The sequence below is a fragment of the Streptomyces sp. NPDC094143 genome (assembly GCF_040303825.1).
GTDB lineage: Bacteria > Actinomycetota > Actinomycetes > Streptomycetales > Streptomycetaceae > Streptomyces.
In genome coordinates, this window is sequence record NZ_JBEOTZ010000005.1 from 224,043 (window position 1) to 241,649 (window position 17,607).

The 17,607-nt window shown below is 71.5% G+C and carries 20 protein-coding genes; 9 read left to right on the plus strand and 11 right to left on the minus strand.

The genetic code is table 11. The annotated features are described in order from the left end of the window. Window positions 1-97 precede the first annotated feature (97 nt). Together ABTZ58_RS09100 and ABTZ58_RS09105 are read left to right on the plus strand one after the other, a co-directional pair. Entirely contained in the window at window positions 98-535 is a 438-nt protein-coding gene (locus tag ABTZ58_RS09100) for an NfeD family protein (protein WP_351352416.1), read from the plus strand. Between the two features lie 29 nt (window positions 536-564). Beyond that, window positions 565-1,674 carry an SPFH domain-containing protein gene (locus ABTZ58_RS09105; RefSeq protein ID WP_351352419.1) on the plus strand — a complete coding sequence of 370 codons (1,110 nt, stop codon included), beginning with the start codon at window positions 565-567 and terminating at the stop codon, window positions 1,672-1,674. 113 nt (window positions 1,675-1,787) lie between these two features. On the opposite strand, the gene ABTZ58_RS09110 is transcribed toward ABTZ58_RS09105, so the two are convergent. Next, a complete protein-coding gene (locus ABTZ58_RS09110) occupies window positions 1,788-2,993 on the minus strand; it encodes a cysteine desulfurase-like protein (protein WP_351352422.1) in 1,206 nt (401 codons plus the stop codon). A 284-nt stretch (window positions 2,994-3,277) separates the two neighbouring features. On the opposite strand from ABTZ58_RS09110, the gene ABTZ58_RS09115 reads away from it, so the two are divergent. Further along, complete coding sequence (locus tag ABTZ58_RS09115; protein ID WP_351352425.1) at window positions 3,278-3,520, plus strand: DUF5133 domain-containing protein; 243 nt, start codon at window positions 3,278-3,280, stop codon at window positions 3,518-3,520. Window positions 3,521-3,624: 104 nt separating this feature from the next. On the opposite strand, the gene ABTZ58_RS09120 is transcribed toward ABTZ58_RS09115, so the two are convergent. Both ABTZ58_RS09120 and ABTZ58_RS09125 read right to left on the minus strand, forming a co-directional pair. Next, window positions 3,625-4,269 (minus strand): hypothetical protein, encoded by a 645-nt coding sequence (locus tag ABTZ58_RS09120; RefSeq protein ID WP_351352428.1) that lies wholly within the window; start codon window positions 4,267-4,269, stop codon window positions 3,625-3,627. A gap of 251 nt (window positions 4,270-4,520) precedes the next feature. Then, a complete protein-coding gene (locus ABTZ58_RS09125) occupies window positions 4,521-4,898 on the minus strand; it encodes an STAS domain-containing protein (RefSeq protein WP_351352430.1) in 378 nt (125 codons plus the stop codon). Between the two features lie 172 nt (window positions 4,899-5,070). Here ABTZ58_RS09125 and ABTZ58_RS09130 point away from each other — a divergent pair, with 172 nt between their 5' ends. Together ABTZ58_RS09130 and ABTZ58_RS09135 are read left to right on the plus strand one after the other, a co-directional pair. Beyond that, window positions 5,071-5,547, plus strand: a complete 477-nt coding sequence (locus ABTZ58_RS09130) for an ATP-binding protein (protein WP_351352433.1) — start codon at window positions 5,071-5,073, stop codon at window positions 5,545-5,547. Between the two features lie 224 nt (window positions 5,548-5,771). Beyond that, entirely contained in the window at window positions 5,772-6,029 is a 258-nt protein-coding gene (locus ABTZ58_RS09135; protein ID WP_351352436.1) for a DUF5302 domain-containing protein, read from the plus strand. Between the two features lie 251 nt (window positions 6,030-6,280). Here the strand turns inward: ABTZ58_RS09135 and ABTZ58_RS09140 are convergent, their stop codons facing one another. Next, window positions 6,281-8,452 (minus strand): TerD family protein, encoded by a 2,172-nt coding sequence (locus ABTZ58_RS09140; protein WP_351352439.1) that lies wholly within the window; start codon window positions 8,450-8,452, stop codon window positions 6,281-6,283. Window positions 8,453-8,687: 235 nt separating this feature from the next. Here ABTZ58_RS09140 and ABTZ58_RS09145 point away from each other — a divergent pair, with 235 nt between their 5' ends. After that, window positions 8,688-9,086 carry a MarR family winged helix-turn-helix transcriptional regulator gene (locus tag ABTZ58_RS09145; RefSeq protein WP_351352442.1) on the plus strand — a complete coding sequence of 133 codons (399 nt, stop codon included), beginning with the start codon at window positions 8,688-8,690 and terminating at the stop codon, window positions 9,084-9,086. Here the strand turns inward: ABTZ58_RS09145 and ABTZ58_RS09150 are convergent. Further along, window positions 8,986-9,684, minus strand: a complete 699-nt coding sequence (locus ABTZ58_RS09150; protein ID WP_351352445.1) for an SDR family NAD(P)-dependent oxidoreductase — start codon at window positions 9,682-9,684, stop codon at window positions 8,986-8,988. The genes ABTZ58_RS09145 and ABTZ58_RS09150 overlap by 101 nt on opposite strands. Window positions 9,685-9,798: 114 nt before the next feature. Between ABTZ58_RS09150 and ABTZ58_RS09155 the strand changes: the two genes are divergently transcribed. Further along, window positions 9,799-10,668: a helix-turn-helix transcriptional regulator gene (locus ABTZ58_RS09155; RefSeq protein ID WP_351352448.1), complete on the plus strand. Its 870-nt coding sequence runs from the start codon at window positions 9,799-9,801 to the stop codon at window positions 10,666-10,668. On the opposite strand, the gene ABTZ58_RS09160 is transcribed toward ABTZ58_RS09155, so the two are convergent. From ABTZ58_RS09160 to ABTZ58_RS09175, 4 genes are all read right to left on the minus strand, one after another. Continuing rightward, window positions 10,649-11,929: an NAD(P)/FAD-dependent oxidoreductase gene (locus ABTZ58_RS09160; RefSeq protein WP_351352451.1), complete on the minus strand. Its 1,281-nt coding sequence runs from the start codon at window positions 11,927-11,929 to the stop codon at window positions 10,649-10,651. The genes ABTZ58_RS09155 and ABTZ58_RS09160 overlap by 20 nt on opposite strands. Continuing rightward, a complete protein-coding gene (locus ABTZ58_RS09165) occupies window positions 11,926-12,123 on the minus strand; it encodes a ferredoxin (protein WP_351352454.1) in 198 nt (65 codons plus the stop codon). The genes ABTZ58_RS09160 and ABTZ58_RS09165 overlap by 4 nt, the downstream gene beginning before the upstream one ends. 58 nt (window positions 12,124-12,181) lie before the next feature. Next, window positions 12,182-13,099 carry a pyridoxamine 5'-phosphate oxidase family protein gene (locus tag ABTZ58_RS09170; RefSeq protein WP_351352457.1) on the minus strand — a complete coding sequence of 306 codons (918 nt, stop codon included), beginning with the start codon at window positions 13,097-13,099 and terminating at the stop codon, window positions 12,182-12,184. A 100-nt stretch (window positions 13,100-13,199) separates the two neighbouring features. Then, on the minus strand, window positions 13,200-13,655 hold the full coding sequence (locus ABTZ58_RS09175; RefSeq protein WP_351352460.1) for a VOC family protein: 456 nt from the start codon (window positions 13,653-13,655) through the stop codon (window positions 13,200-13,202). Between the two features lie 160 nt (window positions 13,656-13,815). Between ABTZ58_RS09175 and ABTZ58_RS09180 the strand changes: the two genes are divergently transcribed. Then, window positions 13,816-14,388 carry a CGNR zinc finger domain-containing protein gene (locus ABTZ58_RS09180; RefSeq protein ID WP_351352463.1) on the plus strand — a complete coding sequence of 191 codons (573 nt, stop codon included), beginning with the start codon at window positions 13,816-13,818 and terminating at the stop codon, window positions 14,386-14,388. A 257-nt stretch (window positions 14,389-14,645) separates the two neighbouring features. Here ABTZ58_RS09180 and ABTZ58_RS09185 read toward each other — a convergent pair whose 3' ends face one another. Beyond that, complete coding sequence (locus ABTZ58_RS09185; RefSeq protein ID WP_351352466.1) at window positions 14,646-15,179, minus strand: MarR family winged helix-turn-helix transcriptional regulator; 534 nt, start codon at window positions 15,177-15,179, stop codon at window positions 14,646-14,648. A gap of 99 nt (window positions 15,180-15,278) precedes the next feature. Between ABTZ58_RS09185 and ABTZ58_RS09190 the strand changes: the two genes are divergently transcribed. Beyond that, window positions 15,279-16,181 (plus strand): NADP-dependent oxidoreductase, encoded by a 903-nt coding sequence (locus ABTZ58_RS09190; RefSeq protein WP_351352469.1) that lies wholly within the window; start codon window positions 15,279-15,281, stop codon window positions 16,179-16,181. Window positions 16,182-16,280: 99 nt separating this feature from the next. Here ABTZ58_RS09190 and ABTZ58_RS09195 read toward each other — a convergent pair whose 3' ends face one another. After that, a complete protein-coding gene (locus tag ABTZ58_RS09195; protein WP_351352472.1) occupies window positions 16,281-17,225 on the minus strand; it encodes an NADP-dependent oxidoreductase in 945 nt (314 codons plus the stop codon). Between the last annotated feature and the right edge of the window lie 382 nt (window positions 17,226-17,607).

Consider the following 17,607-nt stretch of genomic DNA (forward strand, 5'->3'; position numbering starts at 1 on the left):
AGTGCCCGACGATCGACAGCCGCGGATGTCGTCCCTGTTCTGCCCGGCGTGGTCGAGCGGTAGCGTGGAGGAGAGGCCTCTGAAGGAGGGCGATGCGATGCCCTGGTTCGTATGGCTGGTCGCCGCCGCGGCACTGGGTGCCGCGGAGTTCTTCACCCTGACGCTGGTCCTCGGGTTGCTCGCGGGCGCCGCGCTGGTCGCCGCCGTGGTCGCCGGCGTGGGCATCGGCCTGCTGGGCCAGCTCGTGGCGCTCGGGGCAGCGGCGGCAGTGGGACTCGTCGTCATCCGCCCCGTCGCGCTGCGGCACATGGACCAGCAACCTCTCACCCGCGAGGGCAGCGACGCCTTGATCGGCCGACGGGCCGAGGTCATGCAGGAGGTCACGGCGACCCGTGGCCTGATCAAGCTCTCCGGTGAGGAATGGTCCGCCCGTGCCCTCGACGAGAGCCTGGTGATCCCGGTCGGCGCGTTGGTGGACGTCATGGAGATCGAAGGCGCCACGGCGATCGTCTACCCACGTGCCCTTCTGCCATGAACGGCTGAACACACAGCAACGGAGGCACCGTGGAGCCAGTTGTCATCCTCGCCCTCGTGGCGGTCATCGTCGTCGTCTTCCTCGTGGTCTCCACCGTGCGGATCGTGCCGCAGGCGCGCCGCTACAACATCGAGCGGTTCGGCCGGTACCGCCGCACCCTGCAACCCGGGCTGAACCTCGTCGTGCCGGTCGCGGACCGCATCAACACCAAACTCGACGTGCGCGAGCAGGTCTACTCGTCCGACCCCAGGCCGGTGATCACCGAGGACAACCTCGTGGTGAACATCGACACCGTCCTCTACTACCAGATCACCGATCCGCGGGCGGCGGCCTACGAGGTCGCCGACTATCTGCAGGCGATCGACCAGCTCACCGTGACCACGCTGCGGAACGTCATCGGCAGCATGGACCTGGAGGAGACACTCACCTCGCGCGAGGAGATCAACTCCCGGCTGCGCGCCGTCCTCGACGACGCCACCGGCAAGTGGGGCATCCGGGTCAACCGTGTCGAGATCAAGGCCATCGATCCACCGCACACCATCAAGGAGGCGATGGAGAAGCAGATGCGGGCCGAGCGCGACAAACGCGCGGCCATCCTGCACGCCGAAGGCGAGAGGCAGGCCAAGATCCTCACCGCGGAGGGCACGAAGCAGAAGGACATCCTGGAGGCGCAGGGCGCGCAGCAGGCCATGATCCTGCGGGCCGACGGTGAGGCGAAGGCGGTGGAGCTGGTCTTCCAGGCCGTCCATCGCAACAATGCCGATCCGAAGATCCTGGCCTACAAGTACCTGGAGACGCTGCCGCACCTGGCGAACAGCGACAACAACACCTTCTGGGTGATCCCCGGGGAGCTGACCGAGGCGGTCCGGACCGTCACGCGTGCGTTCGGCGATCAGCCGGCGGAGACTCCACCCGCCGCTGCGCAGTCCGAGGAAGCAGCCACTGGCGGCGCCGACCACGCGCCGGGTCAAGGCCGGACGCCGGAGCTCGACGCGGGCCGGACGGCTTCGCTCGACGCGGCCGCGGCTGCCGACGAGGCCGGGAAGCAGGCCGCCGCCGCGGTGAGCGACGCCAAGGCGGAAGCGGAGGCTGCGAAGTCTCCCCAGATGCCACGCCGGGGGCACACCTCCGGAGGCTGAGCCATCCCTGATCACACCGGTGCCCGAACTCGTCGCCCGCACGTCGTACGGCACTGAGAGGGGGGTGACACCGGGCCGTTTCCAGGGAGCCTGCGGGCGCCGCCTGTCCGCGCTCACTTCTCCAGGAACTCGGCCAGCGCCGCCAGCAGTCGGTCGACGTCTTCGGGGTCGTTGTAGGGGGCGAGCCCGATGCGCAGGCCGCCGGTGTCGCCGAGGCCCAGGTGGCGGGAGGCCTCGATGGCGTAGAAGTGGCTGGAAGGGGCGTGGATGTCCCGGGCGGCGAGGAAGCGGTAGGCGTCGGTGGTGTCGTGGTGCTCGAAGGTCAGCAGAAGGGTGGGGGTGCGGTCGGTGGCACGGGAGTGGATGGTGACGCCCGGGAGCGTGGCCAGCCCTTCGCCGAGCCGGGTGCGCAGGGTGCCCTCGTGCGCTTCGAGCGCCGTGAAGGAGGCGGTCAGGCGTTCGCGCCGGGTGCCTGTCGCGCTCGGGTCCAGGCCGGCCAGGAAGTCGACGGCGGCACGGGTACCGGCGAGCAACTCGTAGGGCAGGGTGCCCAGTTCGAAGCGCTCTGGGACCGCGTCGCTGGAGGGCAGCAGCTTGTCGGGGCGCAAGGTCTCCAACAGTGCGGGCCGGGCGGCCAGGACGCCGTGGTGGGGGCCGAGGAACTTGTACGGGGAGCAGACGAAGAAGTCCGCTCCCAGCGCCGGCAAGTCGACCGACGTGTGCGCGGTGTAGTGGACGCCGTCGACATGGGCGAGCGCTCCTGCCTCGTGGGCCAGGCGGCAGATCTCGCCGATCGGGGGGCGGGTACCGATGAGGTTGGAGGCGGCGGTCACGGCGACGAGGCGGGTGCGCCCTGACAGGACGGCACGGATGTCGTCGGTCGTCAATTCCCCGGTGGCGGGGTCGAATTCGGCCCACCGCACGGTGGCTCCGGCCTGCTCCGCCGCCTGCACCCAGGGGCGGATGTTGGCGTCGTGGTCGAGGCGGGTGACGACGACCTCGTCGCCGGGCGCCCATGAGGCGGCAAGGGTGCGGGCGACGTCGTAGGTGAGCTGGGTGGCGCTGCGCCCGAAGACGACACCCGCCGGGTCGGCGCCCAGCAGATCGGCCATGGCCTGACGCGCCCCGGTGACGATGGCCTCGGCGTTGCGCTCGCCCGGCGAGTACTGCCCCCGGTTGGACAGGGGCCGTGCCAGCGCGTCGGCGATCGCGTCGATGACGGGCTGTGGCGTCTGTGTGCCCCCGGGCCCGTCGAAGTGGACGGTCCCGGCGGCCAGTGCGGGGAACTGGGAGCGCAGAGCGGCTATGTCGTAGGTCAACGTCGTAGCTCCTGTCATGGTCGGGCCAGGGGCACGAGTCAACCTCATTCGTCGGACCGGGGGGAGATCGCCCTGGGGGCGGCGGGCCGGTGGTCCGACGCGTCCTGCGTCGCCGGTCGGCGTATCACGGCGGCCGCGGCGGGCCGGGGCCCTCTCCTGTCGAAGCGGCCGGCGAGCGCGGCAGGTGCTGCCGCATTCACATCTCGGCTGCGTGAACCAGCGAATGGGGGGCATGCGAAGTTCTGCCCGACGGGAGTGGGGCTGGCGAGGGGAGAGGTTTCACCATGATCCTTCCGGCGGAGAAGGAGTTGCGTGCGGTGCTGGCTCGTTTCGAGCACGCGCGGATCGAGCACGACGTGCGGCCCACCGGGCACACCAGCCGGGCTCTGGAGGACGCCACGTACACCCTGTGCGTGATGACCGGCGCGCGCACCATCGAGCAGGCCCTGCACGCGGCAGAGGCCCTGCTTGAGCGGTACGGCGACCGTACGGGCGTCTCCCGCGAGGGCGAGACACTGGCCGCGTAGCGGTTCCAGACCGACGAGGCCGGGCAGGGTGGGACGTCACTGTCCCGGAGGTCTCCCACCTCACCCCTCCCGGCCTCGGCCGAAGCACCGGCGGAGCCCCGAGGTCAGCCTTGCCTGGACCCGTGCGACTGCATCCAGCGCCAGTCCGGCACGGACCCGATGTCCTGCAGGTGGGGCATGGGCGGCAGGTGCGGGGCTCGGCTCATGGCCCGCTGCCACATTCCCCGTGCCTGCTCTTCGGGACGCTGCTGCTCTCCGTGCAGGGCGTTCAAGATCACGATGCCGCCCGTCAGGGCTGGGATCGTCCACTGCAGGATGGCGAGCTGTCGCTGCGCCTTGTCCGTGTCGACGGGGTGCTCGGCTGCCTTCGCGGTGTCTTCCGGGTCGGTGGAAGATGCCAGTTCGATCTTCTTCCCGAGGACCCGGCTGTACGCGGTGGCCGCCAGGGCGGCTCCGGTCAGGACCGTCTTCACCACGGTGGAGGCGGCCACGCCCTGCTGGCTGACGACTCGGGCCGCGTTCGCCGCGAGCAGGCCGCTGCTGCCGACCAGATGGGCGCCGATCGCAGCGGCGTTCACCGGGGTCCACTTCGCCCAGCCGGAGCTGGCGATCCGCGCGGAACCCGTCTGCGTTTCCCCTGCTGCCAGAGCTGCGCCGTTGAGGCCCACCGCGCCCATCAAGGCGCCGCCGAACCAGGCGGACAGCCCCAGGTCGTGCATGCTGCGCAGGACGGTGTTGCGTTGCGACATGTCGTGTTTTCCCTTCGGAGGACAGGTGAGGTCGGCAGCCCATCGGTACCGCGTTCACTGTCACTCGGGACGAAGGAGACCGCACCTCGGGCGCGGGCGAGCGGACCACGAACCGCCGGCAGCCGCGGTGCCCGTCCACCGCAGAAGAGACCGGTCTGCGCGCGGCGACGGCGGGTGCGGAGGTGGGTGCTGGAACCTGCGGATGTGGCGGCCGTGCGGGTGACGCAGGGGGGAGCGTGGGTGATGCCCTCTTATCCGGCCAGGGCTTGTTCTCGGGTTTCGTGGATGTCGAGGACGGTGTCGAGGCCGACGATCTGAAGCGTGCGTATGACGGTGGGCCCCACCGCGGCCAGGCGCAACCATCCGCCGGCTCGGGTGAGCGAGCGGTGGGCGGTGAGGAAGATGTTGATGCCTGCGGAGTCCATGAAGGACACCTGCCGCATGTCCACGACGACGCGGACACGGGGCGTGCCGGAAACGTCCAGGGCTTCGCGCAGGGCCTCGCCGCTGAGATGGTCGATCTCTCCGGTCACGCTCAGCACACGGATGCCGCCGTCGGTGGCGGCCGTGACGGACAGTCGTCCCCTCGACGCGGCGAACTCGGCACCTGACACGCTGTCCTCTTCCATACCGGGAATCCTGGCACATCCGGCCCTGGACCCGGTGAGCCGTCTCTGCAAGCCCTGGCGGCCGCCTGCAGTGACCCGACGGCACCGAGGAGCCGACGGTGGCCCTCCTGGCGTCATCCCGCGGATACGGGGTACGTGCCATGACGTGAGTGGGTCTGTGAAGGCAGTTGCGATGGATGCCCTTCCCGTGGGCGAGGACGGCAGCACGCCGGAGGTGGACATACAGACCGCGATGGCTTTGGACGGCGAGGGTGAGGACATCGCCCGGGCCCGCCATCTCGCCGCCGGCTTCCTCGCACGCGTTCAGGCCGAGTACGGCCTGCCCGTTTCGCGGCGCGCGCTGGACCTGACCCGGTTGGTGGTCAGCGAGCTGGTGACCAATGCCCTGAAATACGCTCCTGGCCCGATGCTGCTGGATCTGCGGATCCTCGGTGACCTGGTCGAGGTCGTGGTGTGGGACTCCGACCCGGTCCTGCCGGTGGCCCGGGCCGCGGACGCCGGCCGGGTCGGACAGCACGGCCTGGAGATCGTGATGGCCGTCGCCCAGGGCTTCGAGGTGCAGCGCGAGCCGGTCGGCAAGCGCATCACCGTCCGCCTGGCTCTCGCCGACGACCTCGACGGCGCGGTCAACGGCCGGTCCCCGCTCTAGGGCCTGTCGTCTGTATCAGGCCGCAGACGCGCGGTCTGGCACGCACATCTGCGGCGTTGTCGTCAGTCGCCGACGCTCCGCCGACTCCTTCCTCCGCCTCGCAGCTGCACGCACCGGACCTGGGCGGCGCCCGCAGCAAGGGCGTGGAAGCCGGCCGACGGGCGCTCGCGTCGCGCCCCGCATGACAAGCTGTGCTTTCCACCGTCCGAGCCCAGGAGGTCATCATGACCGCAGAGTCTCCATCGCCAGAAGGTTCGGAGGCGGCCGGCGTCGAGCCGACCGACACCGAGAGTTCCGCTCTCACGCCTGACGCCGACGGTCAGTACGACCTGAAGCGCAAGTTCCGGGAGGCCCTGGCGCGCAAGCGCGGTATGCAGGCGGACGCCGCCGACCAGGTGGCGAACACCCACGCGTCGAAGGTCCGCGGAGCGCATGGTCCGGCCGCGAGTCAGCGGTCGTTCCGGCGCAAGAGCGGCGGCTGAGGCAAGAACGGCCGCAGGTGATACCGGGCGGGACGGGGGCCGGCCACCAGCCTCAGAGGCTGGGCCCTGTCCCACCGCCCGCGGTGCCGCCCGTCAGCTCCGAGCCGAAACGCCTCGGGCGGCGCCCGCGCGTGCTGAGTGCGGGCGCCGCCCGAGGCGACGCGAAGGGCGAGGAAAGCGAAGGAACTTGTTTCGGCAGAAGAGATGAGAAGGAAGCCCCTTCATGGCCTCGCCGACGGCAACGCTAGCACTCAACCCGGGATCAGGTCGCGCAGATTTTCGAGGGTGACGACCTGAGAGTCCGCGGGCAGCCCCTCAGGGCGTTCCAGTCCGATGTAGGTGACCGGCTCGTCCACGGCGGTCTCGCTGTCCCACAGTTCCACGGCCGTGGCACCGTCGGACATCAGCTCCACCAGGTAACGCACCGTCAGGTACTCGCGCTCCGCGAAGGCACGCACCACCTTGGACACCGACATCTGGTTCTCCTCCACCCGGTTGGCCGAGGAGATGCCTCTCAGGTACAGGTGCAGCCACTTCGCGCTCCACCGGCCGTCGTCCTCGCGCCGGAACACCAGCGGCAGTGCCACTCGGCCCACCCCGCGCAGCTCCGACTTCATCCGCACCGTGCGCGGCTCGAACGGCCGGCCCTTCTGCGCGCCGTCGCGCACCATGAAACCGAAGAACGACTCCTCGGCCTCGTCGAATCCCTCGCCGGCGTAGATGTTGACCTGCGGAACGACGAAGGTGCTGCGCATCCGCTCCAGGGCCAGGTCGATGAACTCCGAGGCCCCGTCGGGTGCCTCGGTGACATCGCCGGAGTGCCTGCCCCCGACAGCCCTGAGGGAGGTGTACGAGAGCCAGGAGTCGGTGCTGTAGTCGGAGTGCAGGAGCAGGGCCGACAGGTCGTAGTCGGTCCGCTTCTCGGCCTGCTTCCAGTGGACGAAGAAGCGCAGGTGCTCGCCGTCGACCGCCGAGGTCGAACCGCGCGGCAGCACGCCGAGCCCGGCCGTGGACGCTTCGCCGCTGAGCGGGAGCGCCACGTCGAGGACATCGGGGTCGAGCAGCAGCCGGCGTGGTGCCGGGAGCCTGCGGCGCAGCTCGGCGTCCAGGGCGGTGATCAGGCGATCGCGTTCGGCGGCGGGTACCGGCGGGCGGGTGTCGGGAGCGACCCAGCCGCGGCCCCGGCGGTTGACGAAGATCCGCGGATGATCGCTCGCCCGCTCACGGTTGAGGAGGTGTTCGCGGACGGACAGCAGGACCCGGCCGGAGACCTCGGGAGCCACCTCCACCGCGGCGGTCACCACCGCCTCGCGCTCCTCCTCGTCGGCGGCGATGCGCAGCAGAAGGTCCAGGGCGCGGAACAGCTTCCCGGGGGCGGATTCCAGCAGCCGCACGGCACCGAGGATGTCGTGCGCGTCGAGCAACCGCTCGACGCGACTGTCGAACGACCGCGCCTCCTTCTCGCCCCGGGCCACGGCGAACACATCGGCCGCGTAAGGCCATTGGGGGTACTCGTGCGGGTGGAGGCGTTCCCCGAGCCGCTTGAAGGGCTCGCGATAGGCGTGTACGTCGGCCAGCTTGGCGGGGTTCGCCGCGACCACGGCGTCCAGGCCCGCGAGCAGCTTGCGGCGCACCGGCCGCGGGAAGCCCTTGAACCGGGTCGGCTCCTGCAGCGTCACGTCACCGCCCGAGAGCGCGCAGGCCAGTCGCAGCACGTCGACGACGGTGTCGAGCATGAGGTCAGCGCCGGCGGCGAGACGGGCCTGGTTGACGACCGCGCGGTTCTCCCTGACCGGGATCGACTCCGGCTGGGGCCCGAGCGCGCACCGCTCGGCGAGGATCCTGAGGTCGCCCAGGTGCTCCTCGCCCAGTGGCGTCGTACTGCCCGCCAGGGCCAGATACAGGTCGGTGAGTTCCTCGTCGAGGTCGCGTCCGAGGTGCAGGACGGTCACCCGGTCGCCCGCCGAGGCGATCAGCTCGTCCTGCGCGGCGAGCATCTCCTCGTAGGTGTGCTGGTAGCGACCGTACGTGGGCAGGCTGAGCAGGTTCAGCACACCGTGCGTCAGCTGGGTCAGTACGTTTCCGCGCGAGCTGTCGTCGGCGAGCGCCTTGGTCACGCAGCGCATCCAGAACTCTTCGGTGTCCGGCACGTTCGCCGGGAAGTCGATGAAGTACGAGTTGTGCCGGACGTGGTCGCCGACCATTTCACGCACCGTGCGCAGTGTCCGCTTCGCGATGTGGACGACGGCGGCCTCCGAGAGTCCGGACAGCCGTTCCAGCAGCTCCGCCGAGAGCTTGAAGCCCACGGTCGCCAGCGTCGCGTCGAACTGCCGCGCCGCGGTGGCGCCTTGCCCGGCGGAGCCTGCGGGGGAGGGGATGCGGTGGGTGTGTCGGAGGACCAGTGATTCCAGACCGTGCGCCATTCGGGGATGATCGCAGATCTGTGCGAACCGACGCACGGGAGTTTCCTGGCCGCGAGAGCTTCGTGGAGCCGCGCGCGGGCCGGGCGTCAGGCGAAGGGTTCGTAGCGTGAACCAGCGATCCCGCCGGCCTCGACCTCGGCAGCCTCGCCCTGTTCGTCGGCTTCACGGCCGCCGACGCGATCCAGGACGACCTCTCCGCGATGGGGTTCGGCGACTTGCGGATGTCCACGGGTACGTGTTCCAGCACCTGATCGACGCGCAGCCGACCGTCAGTGACCTCGCGGCGAAGCTCGACATGACCCAACAGGGAGCGTCCAAGGTCGTCGCGGAACTCGAACGACTCGGCTACGTCGAACGACTGCCGAGCCCTCGTGACGCCCGCATCCGCCATGTCGGCCTCACCGCGAGGGGCAGGGAAACCGTCACCGCCGCTCGTCGCGCACGGGATCTTCTTCGCACGCCGGGCGGGCCGGCGCCGGGCCCGCCTGCCCACCGCCTTGGAGCGTCACCCCCACAGCTCCGGCCGAGCCGCCTCAGGACCAGCCCATCTCGCCGTGGCGGGAGACGAAGCGCCCGGTGCCGGCACCGGGCCCTTCGGTGGCGAGGGCGACGATCGCGTCCGTGCCCTCGGTGACGGTCTGGGGGCCGCTGTGACCGTTGAGGTCGGTCGCGGTGTAGCCGGGGTCGGCGGCGTTGACGCGGATGTCCTTCAGGGCCTTGGCGTACTGCGTGGTCAGCATCGTCAGTGCGGCCTTGGAAGACGTGTACAGCGGCGCCACGACGCGCGACTCGGGCCGGGCGGGGTCATGGGTCAGGGCCAGGGAGCCCATGCCGCTGCTGACGTTGACGATGACGGGGTCCGCCGAGCGGCGCAGCAGCGGCAGGAAGGCGGTGGTGGTGCGGACGACGCCGACGAGGTTGACGTCGAGGACGGCCAGGGCGTCGGCGGCGGTGAGGTCGCCGGGATCGCCGAGCGGTCCGTGTATCCCGGCGTTGTTGATCAGGACGTCGATCCTGCCCTCGTGCCGGGCGACGTCCGCCGCCGCGGCGGCCACGGACGCGTCATCGGTCACGTCGATGGGGACGTACCGCGCGCCGAGCGCTGCGGCGGCCTCCTCGCCCTGCTCACGGTCGCGGGCTCCGACGAGGACGGTGTGGCCGTGCTCGGTCAGGCGGCGGGCGGTCTCGCGGCCGAGACCCTTGTTGGCTCCGGTGATGAAAGTGATCGTCATGCGTTCGATGGTGGTCCCGGACGAGCAGGTGGGCCAGGGACACCTCGACGGTAGGAGGACCAGTACCACCCTGGCGCCCGTCCCGCGCCGCCCGGATGCGGGACCATGGATCTCATGGCGACTGCACCCGGCACCGGACTCGGCGCGATGATCCGCACATGGCGGGAACGGCTGCCCCCGTCGGCCGCCGGGCTGCCGGTGGCCCACGGCCGCCGGGCGGTCGGGCTGCGGCGCGAGGAACTGGCCGATTTGGCCGGGGTCTCCGTCGACTACGTCGTGCGCCTGGAACAGGGGCGGGCCACGACGCCCTCCGAATCCGTGGTGGCGTCCCTGGCCCGCGCCCTCAGGCTGTCGACCGCCGAGCGGGACCACCTGTACCTGCTGGCCCGGCTCGTGCCACCGGCGGACGGCACGATCTCCGACCACCTGCCGCCCGGCATGCAGCGTGTGCTCGCCCGCCTCGGGGACGTGGCGGTCGCCGTGTTCGCGGCGGACTGGCACCTGGTGTGGTGGAACCGTGGGTGGGCCGCCCTGCTGGGTGACCCCTCCGCCGCACCGCCGCGCCTGCGCAACTTCGCCCGCGACAGGTTCCCGGTGGACGCCGGGCCCGCACGCCTCGCGCTGTGGCCGGTCACCGAGACGGACCGCGACGCCACGGACGCCGCCGTCGTCTCCGACCTGCGCCGCGCCACCGGGCGCTTCCCCCGGGACGGCCGTCTGGCCGCACTGATCCGTGACCTGATCGCGGGCAACGAGAGGTTCGCCGAACTGTGGGCGACCGGAGAGGTGGCCGCGCACCGCGAGGACCACAAGACGATCGAGCACCCGTCGGTGGGGCTGGTCACGGTGGACTGCGACGTGCTGACCGACGGCGACTCCGAGCTGAAGATCGTCATTATGAGCGCGGCGCCCGGCAGCGAGGACGAGACCAAGCTCCAGCTCACCACCGTGACCGGCCCGCCGGTCACCCCACTCGGCAACTGAGCCGTTCCGGGGCGTCCACGCCGCGATTGTCGGAGACGACCTTCGAAGCCGCGCGCATCCGCAGCGCGGAGCGGTAGGACGCCAGCCGCTTGGTCCGTCCGATGGTCAGCGCCGCGACCAGCCGGCCCGCGCGGTGGTAGGTGATCTCGAGCCGGCGGCCCGGAAGGTCGTGCTCGACGACCCGCGTCTCGTCGGCGACGGCGGGCAGGCCCACCGAGCGGATCCTGGCGCCGTGCAGGTCCGACCAGAAGGACGGCACGGTTGTGAAGGGTGTGGGCGCCTGGGCAGGGTGCCGCCCGGCCAGGAGCGTGGCGGCGGCCGCGGCGCCCTGCTCGACGGCGTTGGTCCAGTGACCGAGCGTCAGGCGTTCGCCGTCGGCCAGTGGTTGCGGCGCACGTGCCACGTCCCCGGCCGCCACCACCTCGGGCACGACGGAGCCGTCGGTGCGCAGGACGCGCAGATACGGGTCGCAGTGGACGCCGCCGTCATGGGCGAGGCCGGACCCGGCCAGCCAGCTGGTCGAGGGTGTCCCGCCCAGGGCCAGGACCGCCGTGTCCGCCCGGACCGTGGTGCCGTCGGAGAGGTGGACGCCGGTGAGCCGGCCGTCGGCCCCGTCCAGGAAGCCTTCGACGGTGGTGCCGGTTCTCAGGTCGATGCCTGCCGCGCGGTGAAGGGCGGCGATGTAGGCGCCCGCGGTCGTGCCGACAGCGCCCTGCAGAGGCTGCGCGGCGGCTTCGACGAGTGTGGTGTCGAGTCCCCGTTCGCGGGCGGCGGCGGCGATCTCACCGCCGAGGAATCCGGCGCCGACGACGACAAGCCGCCGTCCCGCGGCCAGTGCGGCCCGCAGGGTGAGCGCGTCGTCCCGGCTGCGCAGGGTCAGCACACCGGCCGGTGGCGAGGGCTTGGTGGCAGGCCAGCGGCGGGCGGCCGAACCGGTGGCGATGACCAGGCCGTCGTAGGGCAGTCGTGTGCCGTCCGCCAGGGTGACGGTTCTTGTCGCTGGATCCAGGCGGACGGCCGCCTGCCCGAGCCGCCAGTGGGCCTCCAGCCCGTGCGGCAGCGGCAGTTCGACGTCGGGCGGGTGGCCGGGAGCGGTCAGGACCCGCTTCGACAGCGGGGGCCGGTCGTAGGGTGGGTGCGGTTCGTCGCCCACGATGGTCAGGGCGCCGGTGAACCCCTGCTCGCGCAGGCTCCGCGCCGCCCGAAGTCCGGCGAGCGAGGCGCCCACGACGAGCAGGTGGCGATGTTCGTCCGCCCTCATGAGGCGGCCGGCGAGACGGTGATGGCGCGCACCGGGCAGACGGCCGCGGCCTTCTCGGCCTGGTCGAGCAGCGCGTCGGGCGGGGCGGCTTCATAGGTGAGGTAGTCCTCGTCGTCGAAGGAGAAGATCTCCGGTGCCGCGAAGACGCACTGTCCGTGGCTCTCACACAGGTTCATGTCCACGGTGATACGCATGGTCGCTCCGTTGGGGCCTGGGGTGGTCGGTGGTGCTGCGGTGTGTGCGGTGCGGCGGTCAGCCGACCGGGGGGTTGAAGCGTGAGTAGCCGGGGCTGGTCCATCGCAGCGGAGAAGCGGCGGTGATCTCCCGTACGGATTGGACGGAGAACTCCACCAGGCGCTGCGCGCCGGGCACTTCGGCGATCTGCTCGGCGTCCCACACGGTGTGTGCGGTGCCGGACAGATGGAGGGTGGTGCCCGTCTCCCAGTCGGGGAGCAGGAGGCCCGCCGACGCGTTGAGCTGCAGGTTGCCCAGGGTCAGGAACATGGCGTTGCCGACGTAGTCGGGCCAGCGCAGCAGGGTGGGGGAGAGGACCTGGACGAAGCCGGGGTTGCCGCCGCGGTGCGAGGCGTCCGCGTCGCCGCGGTCGGAGGCGGTGGCGACGAAGAACGTGTCGGCCGCGCGCACCGCCCGCCGCTGGGCGGGGCTGAGCGCGGTGCCGTCCGTGACGGTGCGTTCCGCGGCCCCGCCCTCGTGCGGCCCGGCCCGGCGGTGGTCGCGCTTTTGCAGGTACTTGGGGCAGTTGGCGATGACCTGGTCCAGGTCGACGCGCAGGCCGTCGCCCTTCCGACGGGCCAGGCCGTTGATGCGCATCCGGCGCCGGGTGGCGGGCTCGATGGCGATCATTCCTACCCGGACCGCCGACGGCCCGGTCAGGACCTCGGCCAGCGGGTCCTGCGGCAGCGGCAGGGCGTCGACGAGGAGGGTGCGGGGACCGGGCACCCGCAGGAACCCGGCCTCGCCTGTCAGCTGGGTGGCCCAGAGGCGGCCGGTGCGATCGGCGGCGCCGAGCACGATCATCGGCTGCTCGGCGAGGAAGTCCTTCGCGACGGCCGGGACGCTCTCGCCGATCCCGCCGAGCGAGACCTCCGCCTGCTGGGCGAGGCCCGCGCGCTCCTGCACCGCGATCTCGCCGCTGTGATACGTGGCCACGGCATGTCCTTTCCGGGCGTACTGGCCTGGCGGTCGTCGGGCGGTCCGCCGGGGTACCGGGTCGGGGGTGGGGGCAGCCCGGCGGACCGAGGGCTTCCTCCTAGAAGAAGCCGCAGGTGGGGGCGGTGGGGGTCGGGGCGTCGGCCGGGTCGGCGCCCGTGGGCGCGTAGATCTCCAGGCGGATGCCGTCGGGGTCGGTGAAGAAGAGGCCGCCGGAGGTGGCGTTCTCACCGTGCGGGACGACACCGTCGTAGGCGAACTCCGCGCCCAGGCCACGCAGCACCTCTTCGGTGGCCTCGACCTCCTCGACCGTCTCGACCTGGAACGACAGGTGGTGCAGCCCCGGCCGGTCGACGGGGAAGGAGCCCGTGCTCTGCTGCCACAGCGTCACGAGCATCCGGTTGTCGCGGCCCAGGAACACCCAGCGGCGCTCGTCCTCCTTGCCCTCCGCCAGCACGTCGAAGTCGAAGACGGCGCGGTAGAAGGCGAGGGAACGTTCGAGGTCGGTGACGTTCACTCCGACGTGACCGGTCTGCAGGGTCTTCGCCTTAACCATGGTCCATCACATGCCTTCACTCATCGTCACGAGCCCGTCTCGCAACCATTGAAATGGACTTTAGGGGTTAGAGGAGAGAGGCGTCAACCGCTGATCAATCGATGACCGGTTATGGTGGTGCTCAGAGTCCGCCGTGGCCGTGAAGGAAGGACGCCGCACCGTGTCGCCAAATCCGGGGGCCGACCCTCGCCCGTTGACCGGCGAGCCCCTCTGCATCGACCTGCTCAACACCCGCTGGATCGACGCCACCGGCCGTCATGACCTGCTGGACTCGCTCGACGGGCTGGCGACCTGGCTCGCCGGGCCCCTGGTCGGCCGGGCCCTCGGCGACACGGCGGTTCCCGCGGACCGCGACACCCTGGACCGACTGCTCCAGGCGCGCACCGCCCTGGACAAGGCGATCGCGAACCCGCAGCATCCGGACGCCGACGCCATCGACGCCCTCAACGCCGTCCTGGCCCACGGACGCCGCGGACACCTGCTGCGCCCTGACGGGCCGGACACCTTCGTCGAGGTGGAGGCCCCCTCCTGGCTGCCCGCCTGGAGGGCGGCCGAGGACTACCTGCGGCTGCTCGCCGAACGGCCCGAACGGATCCGCTCGTGCACCAACTCCGAGTGCGTCCTGCACTTCTACGACGTGTCCAAGAACGGCACGCGCCGCTGGTGCTCGATGGCCGGCTGCGGAAACCGCGCGAAGGCGCAACGCCACTACGCACGCCAGAAGAAGGCCTGACCGCCCAGGCCGGACCTTCTTTGGCGGCACGCCCGGGTCAGAGGCCGGACGTGTCAGGGTCAGAGGCCGGACGCGTCAGGGTCAGAGGCCGGACGTGTCAGTGCGCTGACGGCGGGCCGGCGCGGGGTGGGCCGGCGCGACGCCACGGCCGGGCGCCCGTGCTTCGCCGCGGCTGCCCCAGTGGGCCCGGCCGCGTGTGGGGCGCGCCGCCCGGGGCGGCGGTTCGAGGGAAGGACCGGCTCGCAACCCCGCGGCCGTCAGGACCCCGACCCGGCGCGTCGCGCTTCTTCGCCCTCGTGAAGGCGGGGGGTTCGGGCCGGAAGCAGTTGGACGCAGTCCTCGCGCAGAGGGGTCAGGATGGTCTCGGCGAGGTCTTCGAGCCGTTCGGTCTGCCGGGGATCGAGACGGGCGAAGACGTGCCGGTGTACCGCCTGGGCGTATCCCGGTTCGGTGCGCTTCACCATCTGCGCGCCGGCCTCGGTCAGGCGGGCCAAGGTCCGGCGGGCGTCGTGCGGGTCGCTGCTGCGAGTGATCCACTGCCGCTTCTCCAGCCTGCCCACGATGCGGGACAGGTGGGAGGGGGTGACGCTGGCCGTGGCGGCCAGCCGGCTCATGTGGACCTCGCGGTCCTCGCTGACCGACAGCCACCGCAGGACCTGGTACTCGGCGTGGCTGATCCCGGCTGTGCGTTCGAGGTAGGCGTCCAGTTCGGCCGGTAGCCACATCATCACTCCGACCAGCAGGGACCAGGTGCGGTCCTGCTGGGGCGTGAGGTGCTGGGGGTCTGCCATGCGGGTCATCCTACCGTTGCTTGCCAAGGAAAGTATCTCCGCGTACGGTTACTTTCCGCGGCAAGGAAATGCTGCGCTCGCCGACTTCAGGAGATTCCCATGCAGGCTGCGCGCTACCACCGATACGGCGACCCCGGCGTCCTCGTCGTCGAAGACGCCCCCGAACCCCACGCCGGACCCGGTTCGATACGCGTCAAGGTCCAGGCCGCCAGCGTCAACCCCATCGACTACCTGCTGCGCGCCGGTCACCTGCGGGACGTCCTCCCCCTGGAACTGCCGGCGGTGCCCGGCCGTGACGCGGTCGGGGTCGTGGACGAAGTGGGACCGGCCGTCGAGGGCACACACGTGGGTGACCTCGTCTTCGGCCTGGGCGGACTCAGCGACACCACCGCCCAGTACGCGGTGCTGAGCGCATGGAGCGCCGTTCCCTCCGGCTGGTCGACCGAGCAGGCGGCCGCCGCCGGGCTCGCCGCGGCCACCGCGGCAGGCGTCATCACCGCCCTCGGTGACCTCGACGGGCGAACCCTGCTGATCGAGGGGGCCTCCGGCGCGGTCGGCAGCGCGGTCGCCGCCTTCGCCCGGGCCGCGGGAGCAACGGTGATCGGCACCGCCCGACAGGCCCACCACGCCCATCTCACCGACCTCGGCATCCATGCGACCACCTACGGCCCCGGACTGGACGAGCGAGTCGCGGCACTGGCCCCGGCAGGCGTCGACGCGGCCGTTCACGCCGCGCCCTCGGCCTCGCTGCCGGACCTCCTGGACATCGTCGGTGACCCCGGCCGCGTCATCACGGTCATCGACACCGACGGCGCCTCACGACTGGGACTGCGCAAGGTCGACGCCCGCAACGACTCCGCCCTCCTGCGCCAGGCCGCCGACCTCGGCCGCCGAGGGCTGTACACCCCCCGCGTCGAGCACGTCCTGCCGCTGGCCTCCATCGCCGAAGCCCACGCCCTCGCCCAGGACGGCAGCGGCAAGGTCGTCGTCACGCTCCCCTGAGCGGCGCGGCGGCGCACGTCGACGTCAGTCCGCGGCTGACGTCCACCGAGCTGGGCCTCGACGGTGGTCGCGACGCCCCCGTTCCGGGGAGGTGCGGCGTCAGGCGGCGGCCGGGACGACGATCACCTTGCCGTGCACCGCACCCTGGGCGGCTCGTGCGTGCAGCGCCGGCAGGTCGGCCAGCGGCACGCGCTCGGCGACGGCGACGTGCAGTTCCCCGCCGTCCACCAGCGCGACCAGCTTCGCCAACTGGTCGGCGTCGCTGCGGACGAACAGGTCGATGCCGCGCACGCCGCGTTCCTCGTCGGAGGGTGCGGGCATCCACACCGTCGTGTTGACCAGGACGCCGCCCGGCCGGACCAGCGTGACGAGCGCGGCCAGTTCGGACGGGTCGACCGGTGCGAGGTTGAGCACGACATCGACCGGTTCGGTCACCGCCGCGCTCACGCTGGTGGCGGTGTGGTCGATGACCTCATCGGCGCCGGCGGACGTGACCGCCTCGCTGCTGCGCGGGCTGGCCGTGGCGATGACGTGGGCACCGGCGTTCCTGGCCAGTTGGAGGGCGTAGCCGCCGACCGCGCCGCCGGCGCCGTTGACCAGCACGCGTTGCCCGGCCGTCAGGTTGCCGTGGTCGAACAGCGCCTGGTACGCGGTGAGGCCGACGACCGGCAGCGCGGCGGCGTCGGGCAGCGGGATGCTCCGGGGAGCCGGCGTCAGAATGCCGGCCGGCGCGAGGACGTACTCCGCGGCGGCGCCGTTCCCGTCCATCGGCAGGAAGCCGATGACGTCGTCGCCGACCGCGATGCCGTCCACGCCCGCGCCCAGCGCGTCGACCGTGCCGGAGACGTCGATGCCGGGGGTGTGGGGCAGCGCCACCGGTATGGGGCCGCGCATGAAGCCGCCGCGGATGTTGCCGTCGACGGAGTTGAACGATGTCGCGGCGACCCGGATCCGGACCTCGCCCGCACCGGGGACGGGCTGCTCCACGTCCTCGTGGCGCAGGACGTCGGGGTCGCCGTACTCGTGGAAACGCACTGCCTTCATGTCGGTGCTCACCTTCACTGAGGTCGAAGTTGCTTCGAATTCGAAGTAACTGTTGGCGATAGTACTCCTGCTTCGAATTCGAAGCAATGGTGTCCGGTCGCCGCTGGTCGTCGCTGGTGCGAGCGCATGGCCGTGGCGACTTCCGCGGCGGCCCGGTCGATGCGGGCGTGCAGCCGCCCTGCGTCGCCGTGGGCCGTGCCCTGCCGGTCGGCGGGACAGGTGACGACGATTGCGGGGCCGGGGGGCGTGCGCACGCCGGCAGGTGCCTGCGCAGCACCTGAACGGGGTCGCCACCACCAGTCCGCGATCTCCATGCTCAGCGCTGCTCGGTCGGGCCCACCGCTGCCCGCACGGTCTGCTCGGGGGCGTAGGCAAGCGGCAC